The 19,779-nt window shown below is 39.5% G+C and carries 13 protein-coding genes, 3 tRNA genes, 3 rRNA genes and 1 pseudogene; 19 read left to right on the top strand and 1 reads right to left on the bottom strand.

The features are described from left to right. Nucleotides 1–50: 50 nt before the first annotated feature. The 19 genes and pseudogenes from pth (at nucleotide 51) to HMPREF9188_RS00595 (ending at nucleotide 18,665) form a co-directional block, all read left to right on the top strand. Entirely contained in the window at nucleotides 51–620 is a 570-nt protein-coding gene (pth, locus tag HMPREF9188_RS00685; protein ID WP_009729557.1) for an aminoacyl-tRNA hydrolase, read from the top strand. Continuing rightward, nucleotides 621–4,124, top strand: a complete 3,504-nt coding sequence (gene mfd, locus HMPREF9188_RS00680; RefSeq protein WP_009729556.1) for a transcription-repair coupling factor — start codon at nucleotides 621–623, stop codon at nucleotides 4,122–4,124. A 57-nt stretch (nucleotides 4,125–4,181) separates the two neighbouring features. After that, a complete protein-coding gene (locus HMPREF9188_RS00675) occupies nucleotides 4,182–4,448 on the top strand; it encodes an RNA-binding S4 domain-containing protein (RefSeq protein ID WP_009729555.1) in 267 nt (88 codons plus the stop codon). Further along, entirely contained in the window at nucleotides 4,441–4,809 is a 369-nt protein-coding gene (locus HMPREF9188_RS00670; protein ID WP_033588869.1) for a septum formation initiator family protein, read from the top strand. The genes HMPREF9188_RS00675 and HMPREF9188_RS00670 overlap by 8 nt, the downstream gene beginning before the upstream one ends. 4 nt (nucleotides 4,810–4,813) lie before the next feature. Next, nucleotides 4,814–4,936 carry an SP_0009 family protein gene (locus tag HMPREF9188_RS10650; protein WP_007520981.1) on the top strand — a complete coding sequence of 41 codons (123 nt, stop codon included), beginning with the start codon at nucleotides 4,814–4,816 and terminating at the stop codon, nucleotides 4,934–4,936. Then, entirely contained in the window at nucleotides 4,929–6,197 is a 1,269-nt protein-coding gene (locus HMPREF9188_RS00660) for a serine hydrolase (RefSeq protein ID WP_009729553.1), read from the top strand. Before HMPREF9188_RS10650 ends, HMPREF9188_RS00660 begins: the two co-directional genes overlap by 8 nt. Next, on the top strand, nucleotides 6,194–7,471 hold the full coding sequence (gene tilS, locus HMPREF9188_RS00655; RefSeq protein ID WP_009729552.1) for a tRNA lysidine(34) synthetase TilS: 1,278 nt from the start codon (nucleotides 6,194–6,196) through the stop codon (nucleotides 7,469–7,471). The genes HMPREF9188_RS00660 and tilS overlap by 4 nt, the downstream gene beginning before the upstream one ends. 4 nt (nucleotides 7,472–7,475) lie before the next feature. Next, a complete protein-coding gene (hpt, locus tag HMPREF9188_RS00650) occupies nucleotides 7,476–8,018 on the top strand; it encodes a hypoxanthine phosphoribosyltransferase (protein ID WP_000889402.1) in 543 nt (180 codons plus the stop codon). A gap of 15 nt (nucleotides 8,019–8,033) precedes the next feature. Next, nucleotides 8,034–9,992: an ATP-dependent zinc metalloprotease FtsH gene (gene ftsH, locus HMPREF9188_RS00645; protein WP_009729551.1), complete on the top strand. Its 1,959-nt coding sequence runs from the start codon at nucleotides 8,034–8,036 to the stop codon at nucleotides 9,990–9,992. 39 nt (nucleotides 9,993–10,031) lie between these two features. Next, a pseudogene (locus HMPREF9188_RS00640) lies at nucleotides 10,032–10,283 on the top strand (23S rRNA (uracil(1939)-C(5))-methyltransferase RlmD); the annotation flags it as partial. Between the two features lie 67 nt (nucleotides 10,284–10,350). Then, a tRNA-Glu gene (locus tag HMPREF9188_RS00635) sits at nucleotides 10,351–10,422 on the top strand. A gap of 232 nt (nucleotides 10,423–10,654) precedes the next feature. Then, nucleotides 10,655–12,202, top strand: a 16S ribosomal RNA gene (locus HMPREF9188_RS00630). A 51-nt stretch (nucleotides 12,203–12,253) separates the two neighbouring features. Beyond that, nucleotides 12,254–12,326: transfer RNA gene (locus HMPREF9188_RS00625), tRNA-Ala, on the top strand. Between the two features lie 122 nt (nucleotides 12,327–12,448). Beyond that, nucleotides 12,449–15,350 (top strand): 23S ribosomal RNA (locus HMPREF9188_RS00620). A 76-nt stretch (nucleotides 15,351–15,426) separates the two neighbouring features. Then, nucleotides 15,427–15,542: ribosomal RNA gene (gene rrf, locus HMPREF9188_RS00615) — 5S ribosomal RNA — on the top strand. Together the 16S, 23S and 5S rRNA genes with 3 tRNA genes alongside form the textbook arrangement of a ribosomal RNA operon. Nucleotides 15,543–15,547: 5 nt before the next feature. Then, nucleotides 15,548–15,621 (top strand) — tRNA-Asn (locus HMPREF9188_RS00610). 140 nt (nucleotides 15,622–15,761) lie between these two features. Then, the gene (locus HMPREF9188_RS00605) at nucleotides 15,762–16,697 is read left to right on the top strand and encodes an IS30 family transposase (RefSeq protein ID WP_009729550.1); all 936 of its coding nucleotides are present in this window, start codon (nucleotides 15,762–15,764) and stop codon (nucleotides 16,695–16,697) included. 202 nt (nucleotides 16,698–16,899) lie between these two features. Further along, nucleotides 16,900–17,136, top strand: a complete 237-nt coding sequence (gene comW, locus HMPREF9188_RS10555; protein ID WP_000939506.1) for a sigma(X)-activator ComW — start codon at nucleotides 16,900–16,902, stop codon at nucleotides 17,134–17,136. Between the two features lie 242 nt (nucleotides 17,137–17,378). Beyond that, complete coding sequence (locus HMPREF9188_RS00595) at nucleotides 17,379–18,665, top strand: adenylosuccinate synthase (protein ID WP_033588948.1); 1,287 nt, start codon at nucleotides 17,379–17,381, stop codon at nucleotides 18,663–18,665. Between the two features lie 480 nt (nucleotides 18,666–19,145). Here the strand turns inward: HMPREF9188_RS00595 and HMPREF9188_RS00590 are convergent, their stop codons facing one another. Further along, nucleotides 19,146–19,691: a hypothetical protein gene (locus HMPREF9188_RS00590; protein WP_156811826.1), complete on the bottom strand. Its 546-nt coding sequence runs from the start codon at nucleotides 19,689–19,691 to the stop codon at nucleotides 19,146–19,148. Between the last annotated feature and the right edge of the window lie 88 nt (nucleotides 19,692–19,779).

Below are 19,779 nucleotides of genomic sequence, written 5' to 3'. Positions count from 1 at the left end.
TTAGGTTGGAAAAAAATTCCAACCCTTTTGGCTTTTGAAAGGAAAAATAAATGACTAAATTACTTGTTGGATTAGGAAATCCAGGGGATAAATATTTTGAAACCAAGCACAACGTTGGATTTATGTTGCTTGACCAATTGGCCAAAAAACAAAATGTTACCTTTACACATGACAAGATATTTCAAGCTGACCTAGCATTTTTTTTCCTCAATGGAGAAAAAATTTATCTGGTCAAACCAACAACATTTATGAATGAAAGTGGAAAAGCGGTTCATGCTTTATTGACTTACTATGGTTTGGATATTGAAGATTTACTCGTTATTTACGACGACCTTGACATGGAAGTCGGGAAAATTCGTTTAAGAGCAAAGGGATCAGCAGGTGGTCATAATGGTATCAAGTCTATTATTCAACATATAGGGACTCAGGTATTTAACCGTGTTAAAATAGGTATTGGAAGACCTAAAAAAGGCATGTCAGTTGTTCATCATGTTTTAAGTAAGTTTGATCAGGATGACTATGTGGGTATTTTACAGTCTATTGACAAGGTTGACGATGCTGTAAACTACTATTTACAAGAGAAAAACTTTGAGAAAACAATGCAGAGGTATAACGGATAAATGGTGACTTTATTAGATTTATTCTCAGAAAATGACCAGATAAAAAAATGGCATCAAAATCTGATAGATAAGAAAAGACAACTAATACTTGGTTTATCAACTTCTACCAAGGCTCTTGCAATTGCAAGCAGTCTAGAAAAAGAAAATAAGATTGTGTTACTGACTTCAACTTATGGAGAAGCAGAACGAATTATCAGTGATCTTCTTTCTCTCTTAGGAGAGGAACTTGTCTATCCATTTTTGGTTGATGACTCTCCTATGGTAGAGTTTTTGATGTCTTCGCAAGAAAAAATCATTTCGCGGGTTGAGGCCTTGCGTTTTTTGAGTGATCCGTCTAAGAAAGGGATTTTAGTTTGTAATATCGCAGCGAGTCGGTTAATTTTACCCTCTCCGACTAGATATAAAGAAAGTACTATAAAAATTGCAGTTGGCGAAGAATATGACCAACACGAGCTACTTCACCGGTTAAAGGAAATTGGATATCGAAAAGTTACTCAAGTACAGACCCAAGGTGAGTTTAGTATTCGAGGAGACATTTTAGATATTTTTGAGATGTCTCAGTTAGAACCTTTCCGAATCGAGTTTTTTGGCGATGAAGTAGATGGTATTCGTACTTTTGAAGTCGAAACACAATTATCGAAAGAAAATCAGACAAACCTCACTATCTTTCCAGCTAGCGACATACTTTTGAGAGAAAAAGATTATCAACGAGGACAGTCAGCTTTAGAAAAGCAAATTTCAAAGACTCTATCACCAATTTTAAAATCATATTTGGAAGAGATTTTGTCAAGTTTTCATCAAAAACAAGTACATTCAGATAGTCGAAAGTTTTTGTCCTTATGTTACGATAAAACATGGACTGTATTTGATTATATTGAAAAAGATACACCAGTATTCTTTGATGACTATCAAAAATTGATGAATCAGTATGAATCCTTTGAAAGAGAATTAGCAAAATACTTTACAGAAGATTTACAGAATGGTAAATCATTTTCTGATATGCAGTATTTTGCAGATACAGAGCAAACCTATAAAAAACAAAGTCCAGTTACCTTTTTCTCCAATCTGCAAAAGGGCTTAGGAAATCTTAAGTTTGATCACATTTATCAATTTAATCAATACCCTATGCAAGAGTTTTTCAATCAATTTTCATTTTTAAAAGAAGAAATTGAGCGATACAAAAAAATGAAATACACTATTATTTTGCAGTCTAGCAATTCAATGGGAAGTAAGACGTTGGAGGATGTTTTAGAGGAATACCAGATTAAATTGGATTCCAGAGATAAGTCAAGTATATGTAAAGAATCTGTAAACTTGATTGAGGGTAATCTAAGACATGGTTTTCATTTTGTAGATGAAAAAATTCTCTTAATTACTGAACATGAGATTTTTCAAAAGAAATTAAAACGTCGTTTTCGAAGACAACATGCTTCAAATGCAGAGCGATTAAAAGATTATAATGAACTTGAAAAAGGGGACTACGTTGTTCACCATATCCATGGAATTGGTCAATATCTAGGTATTGAAACAATTGAAATCAAAGGAATTCACCGAGATTATGTCAGTGTTCAATATCAAAATGGAGATCAAATTTCTATCCCAGTAGAACAGATTCATCTGCTGTCTAAATACGTTTCAAGTGATGGGAAACCTCCAAAACTTAATAAATTAAATGATGGTCATTTTAAAAAAGCCAAGCAAAAAGTTAAGAGCCAGGTAGAGGATATAGCTGACGATTTAATCAAACTCTATTCTGAACGCAGTCAATTGAAAGGCTTTGCTTTTTCAATTGATGATGATGAGCAACATGCTTTTGATGATGCTTTCCCTTATGTTGAAACGGATGATCAACTTCGTAGTATTGAGGAAATTAAGAGAGATATGCAGGATCCTCATCCCATGGACCGACTTTTAGTTGGGGATGTTGGTTTTGGGAAGACTGAGGTTGCAATGCGTGCAGCCTTTAAGGCAGTCAATGATCACAAACAGGTGGTCGTTCTAGTTCCGACAACAGTTTTAGCGCAACAACACTATACGAATTTTAAGGAACGATTTCAAAATTTTGCTGTTAATATTGATGTGTTGAGTCGTTTTAGAAGTAAAAAAGAGCAGGCAGAGACACTTGAAAAACTAAAGAATGGTCAAGTCGATATTTTGATTGGAACGCATCGTGTTTTGTCAAAAGATGTTGTGTTTGCTGATTTGGGCTTGATGATTATTGATGAGGAACAACGATTTGGTGTCAAGCATAAGGAAACTTTGAAAGAACTGAAAAAACAAGTAGATGTTCTAACCTTGACAGCAACGCCAATTCCTCGTACTCTCCACATGTCTATGCTGGGAATCCGAGATTTGTCTGTTATTGAAACACCTCCAACCAATCGCTATCCAGTACAAACCTATGTATTGGAGAAGAATCCTAGTGTGATTCGTGATGCAATCTTGCGTGAAATGGAGCGTGGAGGTCAAGTTTACTATCTTTACAACAAAGTTGACACAATTGACCAGAAGGTTTCAGAATTACAGGAGTTGATTCCAGAGGCTGCAATTGGGTATGTTCACGGACAAATGAGTGAAATTCAGTTAGAAAATACTCTACTGGACTTTATTGAAGGTCAGTATGATATTTTGGTGACGACTACCATTATTGAGACAGGGGTAGACATTCCAAATGCCAATACTTTATTTATTGAAAATGCAGACCATATGGGCTTATCAACCTTGTATCAGTTAAGAGGAAGGGTTGGTCGTAGTAATCGCATTGCCTATGCCTATCTCATGTATCGTCCAGAAAAATCAATTAGTGAAGTCTCTGAGAAGAGATTAGAAGCGATTAAGGGATTTACAGAATTAGGCTCAGGATTTAAGATTGCGATGCGAGATCTTTCGATTCGTGGTGCAGGAAATCTCCTAGGAAAATCCCAATCAGGTTTCATTGATTCTGTTGGTTTTGAATTGTATTCACAGTTATTAGAGGAAGCTATTGCTAAACGTAATGGTAATGGGAATAAAAGAATCAAAGGAAATGCTGAGTTGATTTTACAAATTGATGCTTATCTTCCTGATACTTATATTTCTGACCAGCGACATAAGATTGAAATTTACAAGAAAATTCGTCAAATTGACAATCGTGTCAACTATGAAGAATTACAAGAAGAGTTGATGGACCGCTTTGGAGAATATCCAGATGTAGTAGCATACCTTTTAGAGATTGGTTTGGTCAAGTCATATTTTGACAAGGTCTTTGTAGAACGTGTGGAAAGAAAAGAAAATAAGATTACAGTTCAATTTGAAAAAGTCACTCAACGACTGTTCTTGGCTCAAGATTATTTTAAAGCCTTATCCGCAACTAACTTAAAAGCAGCCATAGCTGAGAATAAGGGATTAATGGAAGTTGTATTTGATGTCCGGAACAAGAAGAATTATGAAATTTTAGAAGGTTTGCTGATTTTTGGAGAAAGTTTATTAGAGATAAAAGAATCAAAGGAAACAAATCTCATTTGACATTTTTCTTCTATAAAAAAGATAAAAATGGTACAATAATAATTTGAGGTAATAAAAATGAGATTAGACAAGTATTTAAAAGTATCACGAATTATTAAGCGTCGCACAGTCGCAAAAGAAGTAGCAGATAAAGGTAGAATCAAGGTGAATGGAATCTTGGCCAAAAGTTCAACGGATTTGAAAGTTGATGACCAAGTTGAAATTCGCTTTGGAAATAAGTTGTTGCTTGTTAAAGTACTAGAGATGAAAGATAGTACAAAAAAAGAAGATGCAGCAGGCATGTATGAAATTCTCAGTGAAACACGGGTAGAAGGAAATGTCTAAAAATATTGTACAGATGAATAATTCTTTTATTCAAAATGAACACCAACGTCGTCGTTACTTGATGAAGGAGAGACAAAAGAGGAATCGCTTTATGGGTTGGGTTCTGATTTTGATGATTTTATTGTTTATTTTACCGACCTACAATCTGGCCCAAAGCTATAATCAGTTACTGCAACGTCGTCAGCAATTGACAGAGTTGAAAGAGCAATACCAAACTCTCAGTGATGAAAAGGATAAGGAATCCGCTTTTGCTGAAAAGTTGAAAGACGAAGACTATGTAGCAAAATATGCACGCGCCAAGTACTATTACTCAAAGAAACGAGAAGCGATTTACACAATTCCTGATTTGCTTCCGAGGTAATGTCATGGAAAATATATTAAAAGTTGTTGAGCAGTTTTTAAGTTTATCAGATGAAAAACTAGAGGAATTAGCAACTAAAAATCATTTATTACGATTACAAGAAGAAAGGGAAGGAAAGAATGCGTAAGTTCTTAGTAGTTTTATTGCTACCTGCTTTTATCATAACCTCAAGAGTAGTTAGCACAGAAAAACAGCTTCCTTACTCTTCGCAAGAAATTTATTATCTAACTGAGTCTGATTATGGATTCTACTATAAAGAAACTCTGGAATCCCCAATGGTATACGGAGAAACAGCAGTCTATGCTAATGAGGATCTTGTCAAGGAGTCTGGTAAATTGACTCCTGGAAACGCCTTTAAAATCGTAGAGTGGCGTTTGAATAGACAAGGTATTCCTGTTTTTAAATTAGACAATCATCAGTTTATCCTTGCAGATAAGCGTTTGGTCTATGATCAAAGTCAAGTTGAAATTCAAACTAGACAAGTATGGTTGGAGCCAGGGTTTGTTATTTATAACAGCCCTTATGACGCTAAAGAAATTTCTTCATCCCTTTCTCCCTATCAACGCATAACAGTGGATAGAATCCTCTTTGCTGAGGGACAAGAATTTCTCCATATTAATCAAGTTGGGTGGGTATCAAAAGAGTTCATCTCAGAAGAGGACAATCGCATCCAGAAGGTTCAAGAAATCTTATCAAACAACTATCAGAATGAAAATTACTCTATTTATGTTAAACAGCTGAGTACAGGTAAAGAGGCTGGGGTGAATGAAGACAGTAAATTCTATGCAGCTAGCATCTTGAAACTAACCTACCTTTATTACGCTCAAGATAAGATAAATCAAGGGGAATATACGCTAGACAGTAGCTTCAAGTATATCCCAGAAGTAAATAGTTTCCCTGGGTCCTATAAACCAGAAGGTAGTGGTAGCTTACCTAAAAAAGAAGATAACAAAGATTACAGTCTCCAACAGTTAATTACCAAGGTAACAAAAGAGTCTGATAATGTTGCTCATAATATTTTAGGTTATTACGTGACCAATCAATCTGACGGCGTTTTTAAAGAAAAAATGTCCACTATTATGGGTGAAGATTGGGATGTGAATGATAAATTGACTTCTTCAAAAATGGCTGGAAAAGTTATGGAAGCTATTTATAATCAGAATGGTTTTGTCTTAGAATCTCTCAGTAAGACTGATTTTGACAATCAAAGAATTGCAAAAGGTGTCTCGGTTAAGGTGGCTCATAAAATCGGAGATGCCGACGAGTTTAAACATGACACTGCGATTGTCTATACGGATTCTCCTTTCGTTCTCTCCATTTTCACTAAAAATTCTGATTATGACACTATTGCTAAGATAGCCAAGGATGTCTATGAGGTTCTAAAATGAGGGAGCAGGATTTTTTAAATCATTTTCTCCAAAAAGAGTATTTCAAAAAACATTCTAAAGTTGTGTTGGCTCTGTCTGGCGGACTGGATTCAATGTTTTTATTCCAGTTATTGTCTACTTACCAAAAAGAGTTGGGAATTGAGTTGATTTTAGCACATGTCAATCACAAGCAGAGAAGTGAGTCTGACTGGGAGGAAAATGAACTAAGGAAGTTAGCTGATGCAGCTGAACTTCCTATTTATATCACAAGTTTTTCAGGAGACTTTTCAGAAGTGCGTGCTCGAGAGTTTCGTTATGATTTTTTTAGGAAAATTATGAAAGAGGCTGGAGCGACTGCCTTGGTTACTGCTCACCATGCAGATGATCAAGTTGAAACGATTTTGATGCGCTTGATTCGAGGAAGTCGACTACGTCATTTAACAGGAATAAAAGAAAGTCAAGTAGTTGATGGAATTGAAATCATCCGTCCCTTATTGCCTTTTCATAAAACAGACTTCCCACCAATTTTTCATTTCGAAGATCAAACAAATCGTGAGAACAGCTATTTTCGCAATCGTATTCGAAATAGGTATTTACCAGAACTTGAAAAAGAAAACCCTCGTCTTAAATCCGCTCTTTTAGATTTAGGAAGGGAAATTTCAGATTACCAAGTAACAATAACGGATCTTTCGAAACAAATTGATGTGGAAGATTTGAATGAGCTATTTTCATACTCACAACAAACTCAAGGAATCTTGCTCCAGAATTATCTTAATCAATTTCCAGACTTAAATCTGACAAAGGCTCAGTTTGCCGAAGTTCGACAGATTTTAGCAACGAAAAGCCAGTATCGTCACTCTCTTAAAAATGGTTACGAACTGATAAAAGAGTATCAGAATTTTCGAGTTTGTAAAATCAGTCCTCAGGCCGATGAAAAGGAAGATGAACTTGTGTTACACTATCAAAATCAAGTTCGATATATGGGTTATTTATTTTCCTTTGGTATCCCTATTGAAGGGGATTTTGTTCAAAAAGTAACGGTTTCACGGGAAACATCTGTACATATTAGATGTCGAAAACCTGGCGATGTTATTATCCTAAATGGTCATCGAAAGAAACTGAGACGTTTATTTATAGATTTGAAACTCCCTATTGAAAAACGAAAAACAACCCCTATTATTGAGCAATTTGGAGAAATTGTCTCAATTTTAGGAATTGCGACCAGTGATTTGAGTAAAAACACGAAAAATGATATAATGAACACTGTAATTTATATAGAAAAAATAGATAGGTAAAAAGATGTTAGAACACGATATAAAAAAAATTCTCGTTTCACATGATGAAATTACAGAAGCAGCTAAAAAGCTAGGTGCACAACTAACAAAAGAATATGAGGGGAAAAATCCAATTCTTATTGGAATTTTGAAAGGATCAATTCCTTTTATGGCTGAATTGGTTAAACATATTGATACGCATATTGAGATGGACTTCATGATGGTATCTAGTTACCATGGTGGAACAGCAAGTAGTGGTGTCATCAATATCAAGCAAGACGTGACTCAAGATATCAAAGGAAGACATGTTTTATTTGTAGAGGATATCATCGATACAGGTCAAACTTTGAAAAATTTGCGAGATATGTTTATTGCAAGAGAAGCAGCTTCTGTTAAAATCGCGACTTTATTGGACAAACCAGAGGGACGTGTTGTTGAAATTGAAGCGGATTATACCTGCTTTACTATTCCAAATGAGTTTGTAGTAGGTTATGGTCTGGATTATAAGGAAAATTATCGTAACCTTCCTTATGTTGGAGTATTGAAAGAAGAAGTTTATTCAAATTAGAAAGATCTATCTTTAATGAAAAAACAAAATAACGGTTTAGTTAGAAATCCATTTCTCTACTTGTTAATTATCTTCTTCCTAGTGACAGGATTCCAGTATTTTTACTCTGGAAATACTGCTGGGCGAAGCGAAAAAATTAACTATACAGAATTGGTAAAAGAAATTACAGCAGACAATGTAAAAGAATTAACCTATCAGCCAAATGGTAGCATCATTGAAGTGTCTGGTGTTTATAAAAATCCTAAGACTAGTAAAGAGGAAACAGGAATTCAATTTTTTACTCCTACAACTACAACAGTAGAAAGATTCTCAAGTACTATTCTTCCGTCTGATTCAACAGTTTCAGAATTGCAAAAACTTGCTTCTGAACATCAGGCTGAGGTTACAGTCAAACATGAGAGTTCAAGTGGTATGTGGATCAATATCCTTGTGTCTGTTGTTCCATTTGCTATTCTTTTCTTCTTCCTATTCTCTATGATGGGAAATATGGGAGGAAATAATAGTAGGAATCCAATGAGTTTTGGACGTAGCAAGGCTAAAGCTGCTAATAAAGAAGATATCAAGGTACGTTTCTCAGATGTTGCAGGTGCTGAGGAAGAAAAACAAGAATTAGTCGAAGTTGTTGAATTCCTAAAAGACCCAAAACGATTTACAAAACTTGGTGCGCGTATTCCTGCGGGTGTTCTTTTGGAAGGACCTCCGGGAACAGGTAAGACCTTACTTGCTAAGGCAGTTGCTGGAGAAGCAGGGGTTCCGTTCTTTAGTATCTCAGGATCTGACTTTGTAGAAATGTTTGTCGGAGTTGGTGCAAGTCGTGTTCGTTCTCTTTTTGAGGATGCAAAAAAAGCAGCGCCAGCTATCATCTTTATCGATGAAATTGATGCTGTTGGTCGCCAACGTGGTGTCGGCCTCGGTGGAGGAAATGATGAACGCGAGCAAACTTTGAACCAACTCCTGATTGAGATGGATGGTTTTGAGGGAAATGAAGGAATCATCGTTATCGCTGCAACTAACCGTTCAGATGTTCTAGATCCAGCTCTTCTCCGCCCAGGACGTTTCGATAGAAAAGTCTTGGTTGGTCGCCCTGATGTTAAAGGTCGTGAAGCAATCTTGAAAGTTCACGCTAAAAATAAACCTCTGGCGGACGATGTTGATTTGAAACTAGTTGCCCAACAAACCCCAGGCTTTGTGGGAGCTGACTTAGAAAATGTTCTAAACGAGGCAGCCTTGGTTGCAGCCCGTCGCAACAAATCAATTATTGATGCTTCAGATATTGATGAGGCAGAGGACAGAGTGATTGCTGGACCATCTAAGAAGGATAAAACAGTATCACAAAGAGAACGTGAATTGGTTGCCTACCACGAGGCTGGACATACCATTGTTGGTTTAGTCTTGTCAAATGCCCGTGTTGTTCATAAAGTTACCATTGTACCACGTGGACGTGCAGGCGGATACATGATTGCACTTCCTAAAGAAGATCAAATGCTCCTGTCTAAAGAAGATATGAAAGAGCAATTGGCAGGTTTGATGGGTGGTCGTGTAGCTGAAGAAATTATCTTTAATGTTCAAACTACAGGAGCCTCAAATGACTTTGAACAAGCTACTCAGATGGCGCGTGCAATGGTAACTGAATATGGTATGAGTGAAAAACTAGGACCAGTTCAATACGAAGGAAATCATGCTATGTTTGGTGTACAAAGTCCTCAAAAATCAATTTCAGAACAAACAGCCTATGAGATTGATGAAGAAGTACGTTTATTATTAAATGAGGCACGAAATAAAGCAGCTGAAATTATTCAATCAAATCGTGAAACCCACAAGTTGATTGCAGAAGCATTGTTGAAATACGAAACATTGGATAGTACACAGATTAAATCTCTTTACGAGACAGGAAAAATGCCTGAGACAGTAGAAGAGGAGTCTCATGCACTATCTTATGATGAAGTAAAATCAAAAATGAGTGAAGAAAAATAAATTTAGAGAGGTTCAACCTCTCTTTTTATTTTCTAATGTGATGGCTACCGAGCAGAAGCCTTGATAGTCGACCCTCCTCGTACAGGCTTAGATGATAAGCTGTTGGATACCATCCTGACCTATGTCCCAGAAAAAATGGTCTATGTATCCTGCAATGTTTCGACCTTGGCACGAGATTTGGTTAAACTAGTAAAAGTCTATGATCTCCAGTATATCCAGTCGGTCGATATGTTTCCCCACACTGCACGGACAGAAGCAGTGGTTAAGTTAGTGAAGAAAAGAAAAAATTAAATTCACTGAAAAAAGTTCTTGACAAAGTAGGAAAAGTAGGTATAATAGAAAGAGTTGAAAAGCTCAAGGTCCGTTGGTCAAGGGGTTAAGACACCGCCTTTTCACGGCGGTAACACGGGTTCGAATCCCGTACGGACTATGGTGTATTGTGGTTAGAAAAAACTTGAAAAAAGTTTAAAAAAACTGTTGACAGAGACAGGGAGCTGTGATATACTAATATAGTTGTCGCTTGAGAGAGATTGAGTGACAAAGACCTTTGAAAACTGAACAAGACGAACCAATGTGCAGGGCACTATAACTAAGGTTATAGTACTGAACAATGAAAAAAACAATAAATCTGTCAGTGACAGAAATGAGTGAGAACTCAAACTTTTAATGAGAGTTTGATCCTGGCTCAGGACGAACGCTGGCGGCGTGCCTAATACATGCAAGTAGAACGCTGAAGCTTGGTGCTTGCACCGAGCGGATGAGTTGCGAACGGGTGAGTAACGCGTAGGTAACCTGCCTGGTAGCGGGGGATAACTATTGGAAACGATAGCTAATACCGCATAAAATGGATTATCGCATGATAATCCATTGAAAGGTGCAAATGCATCACTACCAGATGGACCTGCGTTGTATTAGCTAGTTGGTGGGGTAACGGCTCACCAAGGCGACGATACATAGCCGACCTGAGAGGGTGATCGGCCACACTGGGACTGAGACACGGCCCAGACTCCTACGGGAGGCAGCAGTAGGGAATCTTCGGCAATGGACGGAAGTCTGACCGAGCAACGCCGCGTGAGTGAAGAAGGTTTTCGGATCGTAAAGCTCTGTTGTAAGAGAAGAACGAGTGTGAGAGTGGAAAGTTCACACTGTGACGGTATCTTACCAGAAAGGGACGGCTAACTACGTGCCAGCAGCCGCGGTAATACGTAGGTCCCGAGCGTTGTCCGGATTTATTGGGCGTAAAGCGAGCGCAGGCGGTTAGATAAGTCTGAAGTTAAAGGCTGTGGCTTAACCATAGTACGCTTTGGAAACTGTTTAACTTGAGTGCAAGAGGGGAGAGTGGAATTCCATGTGTAGCGGTGAAATGCGTAGATATATGGAGGAACACCGGTGGCGAAAGCGGCTCTCTGGCTTGTAACTGACGCTGAGGCTCGAAAGCGTGGGGAGCAAACAGGATTAGATACCCTGGTAGTCCACGCCGTAAACGATGAGTGCTAGGTGTTAGACCCTTTCCGGGGTTTAGTGCCGCAGCTAACGCATTAAGCACTCCGCCTGGGGAGTACGACCGCAAGGTTGAAACTCAAAGGAATTGACGGGGGCCCGCACAAGCGGTGGAGCATGTGGTTTAATTCGAAGCAACGCGAAGAACCTTACCAGGTCTTGACATCCCTCTGACCGCTCTAGAGATAGAGTTTTCCTTCGGGACAGAGGTGACAGGTGGTGCATGGTTGTCGTCAGCTCGTGTCGTGAGATGTTGGGTTAAGTCCCGCAACGAGCGCAACCCCTATTGTTAGTTGCCATCATTTAGTTGGGCACTCTAGCGAGACTGCCGGTAATAAACCGGAGGAAGGTGGGGATGACGTCAAATCATCATGCCCCTTATGACCTGGGCTACACACGTGCTACAATGGCTGGTACAACGAGTCGCAAGCCGGTGACGGTAAGCTAATCTCTTAAAGCCAGTCTCAGTTCGGATTGTAGGCTGCAACTCGCCTACATGAAGTCGGAATCGCTAGTAATCGCGGATCAGCACGCCGCGGTGAATACGTTCCCGGGCCTTGTACACACCGCCCGTCACACCACGAGAGTTTGTAACACCCGAAGTCGGTGAGGTAACCGTAAGGAGCCAGCCGCCTAAGGTGGGATAGATGATTGGGGTGAAGTCGTAACAAGGTAGCCGTATCGGAAGGTGCGGCTGGATCACCTCCTTTCTAAGGATAAGGAACTGCGCATTGGTCTTGTTTAGTCTTGAGAGGTCTTGTGGGGCCTTAGCTCAGCTGGGAGAGCGCCTGCTTTGCACGCAGGAGGTCAGCGGTTCGATCCCGCTAGGCTCCATTGGTGAGAGATCACCAAGTAATGCACATTGAAAATTGAATATCTATATCAAATAGTAACAAGAAAATAAACCGAAACGCTGTAGTATTAAAAGAGTTTATGACTGAAAGGTCAGAAAATAAGGTTAAGTTAATAAGGGCGCACGGTGGATGCCTTGGCACTAGGAGCCGAAGAAGGACGTGACAAACGACGATATGCCTTGGGTAGCTGTAAGTAAGCGATGATCCAGGGATTTCCGAATGGGGGAACCCAACAGGTACTACCTGTTACCCATATCTGTTAAGGATATGAGGAGGAAGACGCAGTGAACTGAAACATCTAAGTAGCTGCAGGAAGAGAAAGCAAAAGCGATTGCCTTAGTAGCGGCGAGCGAAACGGCAGGAGGGCAAACCGAAGAGTTTACTCTTCGGGGTTGTAGGACTGCAAAGTGGACTCAAAGATTATAGAAGAATGATTTGGGAAAATCAGCCAAAGAGAGTAAGAGCCTCGTATTTAAAATAGTCTTTGTACCTAGCAGTATCCTGAGTACGGCGGGACACGAGAAATCCCGTCGGAATCTGGGAGGACCATCTCCCAACCCTAAATACTCCCTAGTGACCGATAGTGAACCAGTACCGTGAGGGAAAGGTGAAAAGCACCCCGGGAGGGGAGTGAAATAGAACCTGAAACCGTGTGCCTACAACAAGTTCGAGCCCGTTAATGGGTGAGAGCGTGCCTTTTGTAGAATGAACCGGCGAGTTACGATATGATGCGAGGTTAAGTTGAAGAGACGGAGCCGTAGGGAAACCGAGTCTGAATAGGGCGCATTAGTATCATGTCGTAGACCCGAAACCATGTGACCTACCCATGAGCAGGTTGAAGGTGCGGTAAGACGCACTGGAGGACCGAACCAGGGCACGTTGAAAAGTGCTTGGATGACTTGTGGGTAGCGGAGAAATTCCAAACGAACTTGGAGATAGCTGGTTCTCTCCGAAATAGCTTTAGGGCTAGCGTCGACATAAAGATTCTTGGAGGTAGAGCACTGTTTGGGTGAGGGGTCCATCCCGGATTACCAATCTCAGATAAACTCCGAATGCCAAAGAATTATGGTCGGCAGTCAGACTGCGAGTGCTAAGATCCGTAGTCGAAAGGGAAACAGCCCAGACCACCAGCTAAGGTCCCAAAATAATTGTTAAGTGGAAAAGGATGTGGGGTTGCACAGACAACTAGGATGTTAGCTTAGAAGCAGCTATTCATTCAAAGAGTGCGTAATAGCTCACTAGTCGAGTGACCCTGCGCCGAAAATGTACCGGGGCTAAAACAATTTACCGAAGCTGTGGATACCTTTATAGGTATGGTAGGAGAGCGTTCTATGTGTGGAGAAGGTGTACCGTGAGGAGCGCTGGAACGCATAGAAGTGAGAATGCCGGTATGAGTAGCGAAAGACAGGTGAGAATCCTGTCCACCGTAAGACTAAGGTTTCCAGGGGAAGGCTCGTCCGCCCTGGGTTAGTCGGGACCTAAGGAGAGACCGAAAGGTGTATCCGATGGACAACAGGTTGATATTCCTGTACTAGAGTATGTAGTGATGGAGGGACGCAGTAGGCTAACTAAAGCAGACGAATGGAAGTGTCTGTCTAAGCAGTGAGGTGTGAATTGAGTCAAATGCTTAATTCTATAACATTGAGCTGTGATGGGGAGCGAAGTTTAGTAGCGAAGTTAGTGACGTCACACTGCCAAGAAAAGCTTCTAGCGTTAAACATACTCTACCCGTACCGCAAACCGACACAGGTAGTCGAGGCGAGTAGCCTCAGGTGAGCGAGAGAACTCTCGTTAAGGAACTCGGCAAAATGACCCCGTAACTTCGGGAGAAGGGGTGCTGACTTTACGTCAGCCGCAGTGAATAGGCCCAAGCAACTGTTTATCAAAAACACAGCTCTCTGCTAAATCGTAAGATGATGTATAGGGGGTGACGCCTGCCCGGTGCTGGAAGGTTAAGAGGAGTGCTTAGAGGTAACTCGAAGGTATGAATTGAAGCCCCAGTAAACGGCGGCCGTAACTATAACGGTCCTAAGGTAGCGAAATTCCTTGTCGGGTAAGTTCCGACCCGCACGAAAGGCGTAATGATTTGGGCACTGTCTCAACGAGAGACTCGGTGAAATTTTAGTACCTGTGAAGATGCAGGTTACCCGCGACAGGACGGAAAGACCCCATGGAGCTTTACTGCAGTTTGATATTGAGTGTCTGTACCACATGTACAGGATAGGTAGGAGTCTAAGAGATCGGGACGCCAGTTTCGAAGGAGACGTTGTTGGGATACTACCCTTGTGTTATGGCCACTCTAACCCGGATAGGTGATCCCTATCGGAGACAGTGTCTGACGGGCAGTTTGACTGGGGCGGTCGCCTCCTAAAAGGTAACGGAGGCGCCCAAAGGTTCCCTCAGAATGGTTGGAAATCATTCGCAGAGTGTAAAGGTATAAGGGAGCTTGACTGCGAGAGCAACAACTCGAGCAGGGACGAAAGTCGGGCTTAGTGATCCGGTGGTTCCGTATGGAAGGGCCATCGCTCAACGGATAAAAGCTACCCTGGGGATAACAGGCTTATCTCCCCCAAGAGTTCACATCGACGGGGAGGTTTGGCACCTCGATGTCGGCTCGTCGCATCCTGGGGCTGTAGTCGGTCCCAAGGGTTGGGCTGTTCGCCCATTAAAGCGGCACGCGAGCTGGGTTCAGAACGTCGTGAGACAGTTCGGTCCCTATCCGTCGCGGGCGTAGGAAATTTGAGAGGATCTGCTCCTAGTACGAGAGGACCAGAGTGGACTTACCGCTGGTGTACCAGTTGTCTTGCCAAAGGCATCGCTGGGTAGCTATGTAGGGAAGGGATAAACGCTGAAAGCATCTAAGTGTGAAACCCACCTCAAGATGAGATTTCCCATGATTATATATCAGTAAGAGCCCTGAGAGATGATCAGGTAGATAGGTTAGAAGTGGAAGTGTGGCGACACATGTAGCGGACTAATACTAATAGCTCGAGGACTTATCCAAAGTAACTGAGGATACGAAGCGTGAGGTTTTCTAATTATTTGATAGATATTCAATTTTGAGTAGGTATTACTCAGAGTTAAGTGACGATAGCCTAGGAGATACACCTGTACCCATGCCGAACACAGTAGTTAAGCCCTAGAACGCCGGAAGTAGTTGGGGGTTGCCCCCTGTGAGATATGGAAGTCGCTTAGCTTTTATCCGCCATAGCTCAGTTGGTAGTAGCGCATGACTGTTAATCATGATGTCGTAGGTTCGAGTCCTACTGGCGGAGTATAAGAGTATAAATCGAAACGTTCAATTGAGCGTTTTTTTCTATAGATAAATTGTAAAATATAGTGCAACCAAAAAACTCATAGCGTTTCATTGGTGTAAACTGTAAGTAACCACACAAACAGAACCCGAGGAAAAACTATGAGCTACTTCCATCTTACCATAACCGACCGAATAAAGATAGAAACCTACTTGGAATTAGGTTTGAAACCTTGCCAAATTGCAAGTAAACTTGGCGTCTATAAGTCTACCATTTCAAGAGAGTTAAGACGATGCCAAAATGCTTACTCCGCCGTCTTAGCACAGGAACAGTACGACCACAGGGCTAAGCAAAAAGGTCGGAAGTCTCGTTTGACACCAACGTTGAAAAAGGAAATTGAGGACTGTTTAAAATGCTCCTGGTCGCCTGAACAGATTTGTGGTCGCTATCAGCTTGAAAAAAAGCCAATGGTAGGTTTTAAAACCATCTATAACTGGCTCTATGCTGGTTTGATTGATCTGGATTTGAGTATCCTTCGTCGTAAAGGCAAAACTCGACAACCTAAAGAAACACGTGGAAGATTTAGGATTGGCAGGTCGATTGCCAAACGTCCTAAAGAGGTCAGAAATCGTGAAACTTTTGGCCACTGGGAGCCCGATATTGTAGTGTCTTCTAGAGGCAAAAGCAAGGGTTGTTTAGCTACCTTTCTGGAGCGAAAAACGCGCTTTTACTTAGCTTTCAAGATACCAGACAGAACAGCCAAAGCCATGTTTTCAGCCATCGAACAACTTTGTAGGCTATTTCCAAAAGAGACTCTTAAAACCTTCATTTCAGACAGGGGAAAAGAGTTCGCCTGCTATCCTCTGGTAGAGAATTTAGGAATTTCCTTTTTCTTTGCGGACGCCTATTCATCCTGGCAGAGAGGAAGCAATGAAAACGCAAATGGCTTACTAAGAGAATATTTCCCAAAGAAAACAGATTTAGCTGCTATATCTGATGAGGCTTTGAACAAGGCCTTATATGATATCAACCACCGACCACGAAAATGTTTAGCTTACAGAACGTCTTATGAAGCTCTAGTGGATGAGTTAAAGTAAATGTTGCACTTATTCTTGCAATTTATCATTTATAAATATAGTGGACTGTTGAAATTTCAAATTTTATTTTTTAAGTCTATAATTACCTTTTTATTTTATTTTTAGTTCGTTTAGCTTTAAATTCTTCTTTTATAGGATTTGAAGCTTTTTTAGTTCCTTTTTTTGTTAGACTAGTGTTACTAATAAGAAAGGGAATTTTTATATGCTTCAGAAATTTTATGATCGAGCATTTGTTTTTTTGAAACTAGTTGAACAAGAATATGCCTCTTTAGGCCAGAGTTGTGCTGAGTGGGAATCACTTCATCTTCGGTTTTTACTATATTATTTAATCCGATTTAAAATAAAAAGTGATAGGGACTTTTCACTATATCACTTTAAAACAGCTTATCGCCTATATCTAGATAAATTACTGCAAGGTGGTACAACTCTTATCCAATAAGAAACTCATAAATCATATATCACGAACAATAATCTGTATTGATTTTATATTTTTTAGGATTTTGTTTAATTTTTAAGGTTTTGAATTTTGTTATTTACAGAAATTCCAAATCTTTTCTACTGTTTCTTCTTGATAAAATAGTGTTTTTTTCTTATAATAAACTGTAAGATATAATTGCGGGTGAAATTCCTGCCATGTATATGAGAAAGGACGAGCTCCTAGTAGCTCAGACGAATTTTATTATGACTTCAGTTGTTGTTGTAGGTACCCAATGGGGCGATGAAGGTAAAGGAAAAATTACAGATTTTCTTTCAGCCAATGCGGAAGTGATTGCTCGTTACCAAGGTGGTGATAATGCAGGTCACACCATTGTTATTGATGGTAAAAAGTTTAAGTTGCACTTGATTCCATCTGGAATTTTCTTCCCTGAAAAAATTTCAGTTATTGGAAACGGTATGGTTGTAAACCCTAAATCTCTTGTGAAAGAATTGTCTTATCTGCATGAAGAAGGTGTTACAACAGATAATCTACGTATCTCTGATCGTGCGCATGTTATTTTGCCTTACCACATCAAGTTGGATTGCTTGCAAGAAGAGGCTAAGGGTGACAATAAGATTGGTACTACAATAAAGGGAATTGGTCCAGCATATATGGACAAAGCTGCTCGTGTTGGAATTCGTATTGCGGATCTTTTGGATAAAGAGATTTTTCGTGAGCGTTTAGAACGCAATCTTGCGGAAAAGAATCGTTTATTTGAAAAATTATATGATAGTGAACCTATTTCATTCGATGATATTTTTGAAGAATATTATGAATATGGGCAACAAATTAAACAATATGTGACAGATACTTCTGTTATCTTGAACGATGCGCTTGATAATGGCAAACGTGTGCTTTTTGAAGGTGCACAAGGTGTTATGTTGGATATTGACCAAGGGACTTATCCATTTGTTACTTCTTCAAACCCTGTCGCTGGTGGTGTGACAATTGGGTCTGGTGTTGGTCCAAGTAAGATTGACAAGGTTGTAGGTGTTTGTAAATCCTATACGAGTCGTGTAGGTGATGGACCTTTCCCAACTGAGTTGTTTGATGAAGTGGGAGATCGTATCCGTGAAGTAGGTCATGAATACGGTACAACAACTGGCCGTCCACGTCGTGTAGGTTGGTTTGACTCAGTTGTGATGCGTCATAGCCGCCGTGTATCTGGGATTACAAATCTTTCATTGAACTCTATTGATGTTTTGAGTGGTTTGGATACAGTTAAAATCTGTGTAGCCTATGATCTTGATGGTCAACGTATTGACTACTATCCAGCTAGTCTTGAACAGTTGAAACGTTGCAAGCCAATCTACGAGGAATTGCCAGGTTGGTCAGAAGACATCACTGGAGTCCGTAATTTAGAAGACCTTCCTGAGAATGCACGTAACTATGTTCGTCGTGTGAGCGAGTTGGTTGGGGTTCGTATTTCGACGTTCTCAGTAGGTCCTGATCGTGAACAAACTAATATTTTAGAAAGTGTTTGGTCATAGGAGATTTTTAAGATTAGTTTAAGACAGGTTGGGTATACTATAGACAGTTACAAGAAGACCTCCTAACTTGTTGTAACAAATATCCTAAACTTTTCTTTTTCATAATAATCTCCCTATTAAGTCACCCCATTGGGTGGCTTTTTTAGTTCATAAGTCCTATACAGGCTTCTACTTGACTTTTTAAGATAAAGAAAAAAACAGTGGGACAGAAATCTGTAGACCAAGTCTTAATTTGATAGAACTAGAACTTCATGGTTTCAACAATTTGGTAGATTGGTTAAGGTTGTGGATAGAGAAAGGAAGTTTTGTTCAAAGGAGCTTTTGAATTTTAAAATACCAACAAACAGTTTAATCTACTAATAAATTATAGGTGTACAACTAAGCAAAAATGAGGTTGGGATTTTTGGTCCCAACCTCTTCAGTGAACTATTTTCTTTAGAATTTATAAGTTAGATAAAACTAAATTTTTTGTAAATTAGCTTATTTGATAACTTGGTTTCCTGATTTGTCATTTTGAATTTGGTTTATTTCGTGCATAAAAACATCTGCTTTCAGTTTATCTGTGATGATACTGACACTTATTAGCTTATTTAGATTTTTCTCATATCCTTCTAAAAAAATAGGATTTCTAATTTTCATGGTTAACTTAGCACAATTAAAGGGACGCTTTTTAACGGTTATTTGTTCGATATCTTGAAGTTTAAATTGATAATGTAATACGCTGAGGCCTCTGCTACTATAGGTATAATATTGAACAGTATTGTTTTTATGAACTTCTAATTTTACTCCATTTATGAAGAGATAATACCCCATAAACCATAGAAGAAGTGGAGCATAAATCAGTACGATTGCTATAATAATCTTGTCTGTAAAATCGGTATTATAAGCTATCAGATGCTTTAGAATCCAGAGAATCATAACAGATAAAGATATCATGAATGGTCCCCCTGCTCTATTAAATTGATTTTTATATGGAAACATTAAGGTAAATTTTGGTTTATCCAGTAATAACTCTAATTTCATCATTTACTCTTTCATATTGTTTATTGTATAAATTTCAGTATATTCATCTCTTGAATTTTCTATGTCAGTTATCTCCATTATTTTAAGTTCA

The sequence above is a fragment of the Streptococcus sp. F0441 genome (genome assembly GCF_000314775.2).
Classification (GTDB): Bacteria; Bacillota; Bacilli; order Lactobacillales; family Streptococcaceae; genus Streptococcus.
Note: the sequence above shows the minus strand (reverse complement) of the source record. Positions and strands in the feature narration are given on the sequence as shown.